This window comes from Neisseria sp. P0001.S005 (genome assembly GCF_051963715.1).
Genome location: NZ_JBQCTZ010000171.1, coordinates 1 through 7,279, shown reverse-complemented (window position 1 = coordinate 7,279; position 7,279 = coordinate 1). Strand labels below are relative to the sequence as shown.

The 7,279-nt window shown below is 48.0% G+C and carries 5 protein-coding genes; all 5 read right to left on the bottom strand.

Features of this window, described 5'->3' with window-relative positions:
* Positions 1-241: 241 nt before the first annotated feature.
* The 5 genes from ACTHSP_RS15765 to rfbC all read right to left on the bottom strand — a co-directional run bounded on the left by ACTHSP_RS15765 (position 242) and on the right by rfbC (position 7,200).
* Positions 242-1,648, bottom strand: a complete 1,407-nt coding sequence (locus ACTHSP_RS15765; RefSeq protein WP_314511936.1) for a tetratricopeptide repeat protein — start codon at positions 1,646-1,648, stop codon at positions 242-244.
* 367 nt (positions 1,649-2,015) lie between these two features.
* The gene (locus ACTHSP_RS15760) at positions 2,016-3,275 is read right to left on the bottom strand and encodes a capsule biosynthesis protein (protein WP_314511911.1); all 1,260 of its coding nucleotides are present in this window, start codon (positions 3,273-3,275) and stop codon (positions 2,016-2,018) included.
* Positions 3,276-3,411: 136 nt separating this feature from the next.
* Positions 3,412-5,436 (bottom strand): capsular polysaccharide export protein, LipB/KpsS family, encoded by a 2,025-nt coding sequence (locus ACTHSP_RS15755; protein ID WP_314511910.1) that lies wholly within the window; start codon positions 5,434-5,436, stop codon positions 3,412-3,414.
* Positions 5,437-5,480: 44 nt separating this feature from the next.
* The gene (locus tag ACTHSP_RS15750) at positions 5,481-6,602 is read right to left on the bottom strand and encodes a stealth family protein (RefSeq protein WP_314458634.1); all 1,122 of its coding nucleotides are present in this window, start codon (positions 6,600-6,602) and stop codon (positions 5,481-5,483) included.
* A gap of 55 nt (positions 6,603-6,657) precedes the next feature.
* On the bottom strand, positions 6,658-7,200 hold the full coding sequence (rfbC, locus tag ACTHSP_RS15745) for a dTDP-4-dehydrorhamnose 3,5-epimerase (RefSeq protein ID WP_314458829.1): 543 nt from the start codon (positions 7,198-7,200) through the stop codon (positions 6,658-6,660).
* Between the last annotated feature and the right edge of the window lie 79 nt (positions 7,201-7,279).

Sequence of the window (7,279 nt, the reverse complement as noted above, 5' to 3'; positions counted from 1 at the left end):
ATAACTGTTGAATTCCCATTCCATGTTGTTTCACCTCCTAGAAATGTTTTTCCGAGCATCCGTTTTTGTTCCGGATGTAGTGTGTTTCAACGCTTGGCGTTATCCGCCGAGTGTCATGGTATTGATGCGCGAACAAGGCGTTTTCAGAAAGAAATGAAAACAATGACGTGTCCGTGAAAAATAACTGGCAAATATTAGGGGAATAGTTAAAGATTGTCAAAAAATGCGAGTGTAAATATTTTCAGACGGCCTTTTGCCCGATGGCATGGTGCACTTCGCGGCGCCATTGTTCTAATAGGGATGTTAATGATTCGGCCGAAGTGTGGCCGTTGCTGATGGCGGCCTGCAGCCAGTAGCAGGCGGTCGGAACATGACAGCCGACACCTTGCCCGTGATAGTAAAAACAGGCGAGGTGGTATTGGGCGGAAGGGTGGTTTTGTTCGGCAGCGATGGCGTACCAGTGGGCGGCCGCCCGAGGGTCTTGCGCCGTACCGAGGCCGTAATGGTAGATGCGACCTAAGGCTGCCGCTGCGTTTTTATGGTGGAACTCGGCAGCTTCCATGTAATTCTTGCGCGCGACATTGTAGTCGGCAGGACGGCCGATGGCGTGAGCTTGTGCTTCTGCCAAACGGTAGATGGTTTCGATTTGTTGCTGTTGCAGGGCGGCTGTTTTGATTTGTTCGTATTGTTGCGGATGGTAAAGCGCGGCGTCGCTGATGAGTTTTTGTGCCGCGGCGGCAGAACCCAGCGCGGCGGCACGGTGGTAGTAATCGTGCGCGATATGGTTGTCGGCTTTGATGCCAAGGCCGTAGCGGTAGAGGTCGCCCATGATTTTCAGGGCTTCGGGATGGTTTTTCTCGGCGGCGGCTTTGGCGTAGCGTGCCGCTTGGAACGGGTCTCGTTCGGAAAGTTCGCCGGTTAGGGCATATTGGGCCAGCTTGGCCTGTGCTTCCGCTTGCTCCTTATCGGCGGCACGACGATACCATTCTAAGGCTTCGGGTTTGCGTTGGGCGGCAAGAAGGTCAGCCAGCAAGGTTTGTGCGGCGATGTGGCCGGCTTGCGCGGCTTGTTCGAGATAGTGTTCGGCTTGTGCGTGATTGGGGTTGACACCTGTACCGTAGAAGTAGATTTGACCGAGTTGCCAGCAGGCAGCAGTTACGCCGAGGGTGGCCGCTTTTTCGTATTGTTCGATGGCTGTTTCAACGTCGCCTTGGCGTTGATGATGACGTGCCAGATGGTAATACGCAGGCGCGGCATATCGGGCAGCGGCAAGCTCTGCCCAGTAGAGCGATTGTGGATCGTTGCGTTGCGCGTGGTAACGCATGAGGATTAATTGGGCTTCGAGGTGACCTTGCTCACCCAGCCAGGCGTATTCGTTAAGAAGCTGTCCGGTCGGGGTGCCGTTGTATTCGCGTTGTTGCAGCAGGGAGAAGAGTGCTTTGGGATGGCGTTGGGCCGCGGCGGCTTCCAACCATGGAAGTGCCTGCTCCGGATGACCGTTTTGCAGCAGATAGTTGCCCAATACAAAAGCAGCTTCCGTATATCCCTGCTCTGCGGCCTGTTGCAGCAGGGGCAGGGCTTGGGCGGTATTGGATTGTTCCAAAAGGGCGGCGGCTTGCCGGTAGAGGATATCAGGAGCGGCGGTCATGGTTTGGGGCGGATATAAAGTGGAAGACGGATGCTGCGGCATATGGGCGGCGATACCGGCTGAGGGCTTTGTAAAAATATTGCTTGGCACTGTTTTGTAGAGTGTGTTGCCTTGCTGGCTTATCTTTAGGATGCTTGGCTTGTTATATTGTTTTGCCTAGGGATACATCCATATTTTTTGTGTTACAAAGGGCTCAGGTTGAGTCGGTATGCGCTCATGACAGCTCGGTCATTATACTGTTTTTGTAATTTATTGTTAATGATAAATGCAGGTTTTTGTGTTTGATTTACATGGAAGTAGCCAATGTATTGATTGTTTTAGGCCGTCTGAAATGTTTTCAGACGGCCTGAACTTTTCTTTCGCTAAGTCAGGTTGTCGGTGTAGAAGAGTCGGAGGTGCTTTTGTTGGGGAAAAACACCTGACTATAGAAGTTGCCGTTAATTTGGGTCACGTTGAGGTGGTACATACGGTAGGCATGGAACAGCTCTTTGTCAGGCGGTGTCGGATGATTCCAAAATTCTGCCAAGGTATTTTGGTCAGTAATGCCGAGAATATCATAATAGGCACGGCCGAGGACTTTGACAGGCATGTTGTGGATCAATCCGGACAGGCCGCTGGTGCTGTTGATGGTAACCATGCCAAGGCCGTGACGCAGGAAAACGGGCAGGGGGACATCATGGACGTAAGTGATACGGCCTTTGAGTTTGGGGTGTTTTTTGATAAAACGTTTGATGTCGCGCGAGTAGTCGATAAAGCCGCGGTCCATCGGATGATGCTTGATGATGAGGTTGGTATCGGCAGGCGCGTGCGCGGCAAAGGAGGCCAAAACATGGAGCAGGAAGCTGCGGACGCTGGAAAAGTCGCAATGGATGCGGACTTGGCTGTCGTTGAATACCTGTAAGGGAACAATAAAAAACTTGCCGTATTTGCCCGCCTCCACGCGTTTAGCTATTTGGATGTCTTCAATATAGTAGTTCAAACGCTTGAGGATGGAGATCGACCACAGTTTGAGGTAATGGCCGGCATTGGATGCGCGGTGGTGGATGTAGTTCGGGTACTTGTTCGGATTGCGGAACAATTCGATATAGTAACGGATGGCGTTTTTTGCCATGGGCGTAAACCCGCCGCGTACCGGCGTCGGCGCTTTGTATTCTTGCTGGGCCAGCTTGGGGAATTGTTCCAAAAAAAAGTCGGCACGGCGTGGCAGAGGGGAAAATGCGTTGACGCCGTCTTTTTCTAAGGTGATGTAGTAGGGGCGGAAATAGCCTTCTTCAAACGCCCAGAAACTGGCTTGGTTTTCGTTTGCAATGCGTTTTGCGATGATGTGATAAGGGCGTGTGTCGCCAAAGCAGACAACGGCCTGGATGTGATGTTGAGCGATGTATTCTTGCAAAAATTCAGGAAAGGCATCGTAGCTGTCGTTAAAAACAACGGTATGCGCTTGAGTGGGCGGATAAAAATAGTCGTCGCCTGCATTAAAGTTGAATTTATGTACGGTTTTGCCGTTTGCAGTTAGCCAGTCGGCAAGACGCAGAAAAAAATTGCCGACAGGACCTTGAAGTAGCAGGATATTTTCTGCGCTTTCGAGCAGGTTTTGCAGGTTGTTTTGGAGGACGGTCTGTTTCATGTCGCAATGTGGTTTTGTTTTTTATGTAATAGTTTTAGGTTGAACTTTCAAGCATACGCCAAGCGTATTAACGATGCAAAGGCAATGATGCCTCAATAGAGGCAAGTTTATGACGTGTCGTTAATTTAGATGGTGTTTATTTGAAAGATCGATATAGTTGTTTGATTTTACCTAATTTTTTAGCAAAGTACCCGCGATGTAATCCGTTGTTGTTTTTTTGCATATTTTTTTGTCGTATCAGGATTTGGGCAGCGGTTTCCGCATTGATGGCCTGATGGGTTTCGGGGTGGATATAGTCGGGGTAGTGGATGAGCGTGCCGGCAATCAGCTGCCAAAGCTCAAGCCTGCGGCTGCGGCGCGGAATGGGGAGCAGATCTTGGGTAAGCCCCCAGCCTGCATAGAAAGGCAGGCCGTAGCAGCTGACTTTTTTGCCGCGCAACAAGGCTTCAAAACCTGTCAGCGAAGTCATGGTATGTATTTCGTCTGCGTATTGGAGACAGGTCAGGATATCTGCTTGTTCGGCGGTTTGGTCGGCATATTGTGCAGCATCTTCAAGGGAAATATGGCCGATGCGGTTACCGCTGACTACATCGGGATGCGGTTTGTAGATGATATAGGCATCGGGATTGCGTTCGCGTACGGTACGGAGCAGATCCAGATTGCGATAGATTTGGGGCGAACCGTAGCGGATAGACGCATCATCTTCAACCTGGCCGGGAACGAGGATTACGGTTTTGTCGGTTGACGGGACGGTGAAGTCTGAGCTGCCGACGTTGTATTTGCTGATGTGGTTTTCGGTCAACATTTTTTGCAGCTTCAAGGCCGTCTGAAAGTCTTGATCGTCGAAGTTTTGGTTTTGGAGGATGTGTTCAAGACGTGACGGGGTTTCGGCATTGAAATAAATGCCCATATCGTCGGTAACGAGCGACAGCGGCGGCACTAAATTAGAACCGAGTCCGACCGAGCGGATAAAGCCGTCTTCCATGCGCAGCAGGGGGATGTGGTGTTGTTCGGCAAAACGGACGATGACCTCTTTGCCGTTGCCCCAGGTAAGGATGCGTGCATCATCGGACAGTTTGACCCCAGCCAGTTTTTGGGTGGAGGAGATAAATTTCAGACGGCATGAGGGTACGTTAAAGAATGGTTTGGCAACCGCGCGTTTCCACAAAGACATGCCGACGCAATATAACTCACCACGCAATTTGTCGTTTTTGCGTTTGACCGTCGCCAGATAGTCGATGACATCAAAGAGGCTGCCTGTTTCGCCGGTATTGGGGTTGAGGTAGCGGCTGTATTGCAGATAGGCTGCGGCGAAGAGCTGCAGCAAGTTGCGGGGGGCGCGGCGTTGGGTTTGAACAAGGTTGTCGATTTGTGGGTGGCGGTCGTCGCTTACGCCCCATCCGGCATACCACGGCAGGCCGAAGGTGGTCAGTGGTTTGCCGCACAAAAGCGCCTCAAAACCCATTTGCGAGGTAACGCAATAAACTTTATCAACGTTTTGCAACAAAGAAATCGGATTGATGTCTTCTGCCAAAAGATGGATGCGGTATTGCTGCGCCAGTTGGGTCAGATAGCCTTGTTTTTTGCCGCACAAAACATCGGGATGGGTTTTTACCCAGATATCGGCTTGCGGGTTTTCATTCAAGGCCGTCTGAAACATCAGTTCAAACGTAGAGGCGTCTGCGCCGCCATATTGGATGGCCATATCGCCGAAGGTTTGATCAATGATGAGGACGGTTTCGGGTTTGGATGGGGAACGTAAAGGATGATCGTTTGAAAGCTCAGGCGCGTGGTTGTATTTGGACAGGTGGTGTTGCAGGATGAAATCCATTGCCTGCCGCGCCTGAGCCAAGGTTTCAGACGGCATGGTATCGGCGGCGAGAATCAGTTGTTCCAAACGCGAAGGACGTGTGGTGTCGTAGTAGATACCGATGTCGTCATAGACGATGGAGTAGGGCGGATAACCGGAGACGCCCAGTCCGAGCGAGCGTAAAAAGCCGTCCTCAAGATTGAGCAGGGGCAATCTTAAGATATGTGCTAATTTTCTGCGTTTGGGATGTTTCTTGCCCCAAAATACTGCGGTCTTATCCGTTGAAATTTTGTCTAAAAATTTGGTTAGCAAGAGACGTTGTTTAAATAGGCCGAATGTTGAAAAAATCATTTTAAATTATTATGTTATCTATCAAATGTCATTAATGTAAGAATTTATTCTGCCTCTATTTCAAAGTAAGTGTCCATAAAATTACGGAAATGTAGGGCATAGTTTTTATCCGCATTATTACTGCTTGAATCGTTAATGCAGAAGGAGTGGGGCATATGAAGGTATTTCTTCTTGAATAACAATTTCTTATATTGAGTTTGGGCGTGTGAACTGCGTATATTGAAATAGTAGCAAATTTCACGTTTCGGTGTGGCATATCCGTCAAGGTACATCAACCAAGGTACTAAAAAACTGGCCATATTAAGTTCAGAATTATGGCGTACCTTGTTATTTAGAAAAGAATTTATTTCATCTTCAAATAATGACCATGCTTTTTGAAAGGATGTTTTCCGTAGTGGAACGTAAGTATGTACCAACGGTGTATTGATATTAATTGTCGGATAATGTCTTTTTAAGAGCTTTAATGCGTGTTCTGATGCGGTCAATGTCGGTGTGATTAGACCTCGTTGACGCATTTTTTGAAAACTTTTATTGGCAACAAATAGGGAAGCCAAGCCATTATTTTCAAAAAAGTGGTTAGGCATCAGTGGTCTTGCAACAAAAACATCATCATTAAAATAAATAAAATGTTCACTTAAATCTGGAATTTTATATAAGTTTGCTTCAATGACGTGGGAATTGAACGTTGGTAAGTATTTGGCGTCAATAATTTGCGAATGATTGATTAATTTAATTTTAGAATGGGTGTTTTCATCTAACCATTTAGGTTTTTGATCCGCCGTTACAATAAAAATATTGCGGACCCACGGCATAAACTTCTGTACTGCCTGTACTGAATAAAAAAGTTCATTATGGTTGGAAAAGCGGGCAGGATCGGTCGCATACAGGCCGATATCTTCCTGATCAATAGGCTGCAGGGTACGGTAATACTGTTCTTGCCATGCTTTATCGGTATTGTCGACCCAAGTAAAAACAACATCGATGGGGAAGTTTGGCAAAACGTTTTCTGTGAGTGATGCAAGATTTGCATCTGCATTGATCAGAGTGAATTCTTCAGTTTCAGGAATAGGCTGTTCTACATTATAAGGAGGAAAGCGTTTATTTAGAAAATCCCTAAAGAAGATATGGGGTTCTCTAAAAAATTTTCTAATTTTATTTAAATTCATTTGAAACTTTCTAATACTACAAAATATAAACAGTTGATTCTGTTATGTTTTGAAGTTATTCAAACGTTACCGCTTCGGCCAATACTTTGCCTGCCAAGTCTTTAGGCGACAGGTTTGGCTCGCCTTGCAACGGCCAGTCGATGCCGACGGTCGGATCATTCCAAATCAGCGAGTGTTCAGCTTTGGGGTTGTAATAGTCTGTGCATTTATAGACGAATTCGGCTTCATCGCTCAGTACATAGAAGCCGTGAGCGAAACCTTCGGGTACCCACAGTTGGCGTTTGTTTTCTGCGGACAAGATCTCGCCTACCCATTTGCCGAAAGTGGGGGAGTCTTTACGCATATCGACGGCCACGTCGAATACTTCGCCGACAACCACGCGCACGAGTTTGCCTTGTGTGTTTTCGGTTTGATAGTGCAGGCCGCGCAATACGCCTTTGCTGGATTTGGAATGGTTTTCCTGCACGAAGGTGCGGTCGCAGATTTGGGTCTTGAACCACTCGTCGCGGAAGGTTTCCATAAAAAAGCCGCGCGAGTCGCCGAAGACTTGGGGCTCAAGCAGTTTTACGTCAGGAATGGCGGTATCAATGATGTTCATTGTTTTATCTTTCATCTAAAGGCCGTCTGAAAAGTTTCAGACGGCCTCAAACATTATTTTTTCAACAGGCGCAGCAAAT

Coding starts and splice junctions, on each gene's coding strand:
- ACTHSP_RS15765 (WP_314511936.1), bottom strand. CDS start 1,648: ATGACCGCCGCTCCTGATATCCTCTACCGGCAAGCCGCCGCCCTTTTG.
- ACTHSP_RS15760 (WP_314511911.1), bottom strand. CDS start 3,275: ATGAAACAGACCGTCCTCCAAAACAACCTGCAAAACCTGCTCGAAAGC.
- ACTHSP_RS15755 (WP_314511910.1), bottom strand. CDS start 5,436: ATGATTTTTTCAACATTCGGCCTATTTAAACAACGTCTCTTGCTAACC.
- ACTHSP_RS15750 (WP_314458634.1), bottom strand. CDS start 6,602: ATGAATTTAAATAAAATTAGAAAATTTTTTAGAGAACCCCATATCTTC.
- rfbC (WP_314458829.1), bottom strand. CDS start 7,200: ATGAACATCATTGATACCGCCATTCCTGACGTAAAACTGCTTGAGCCC.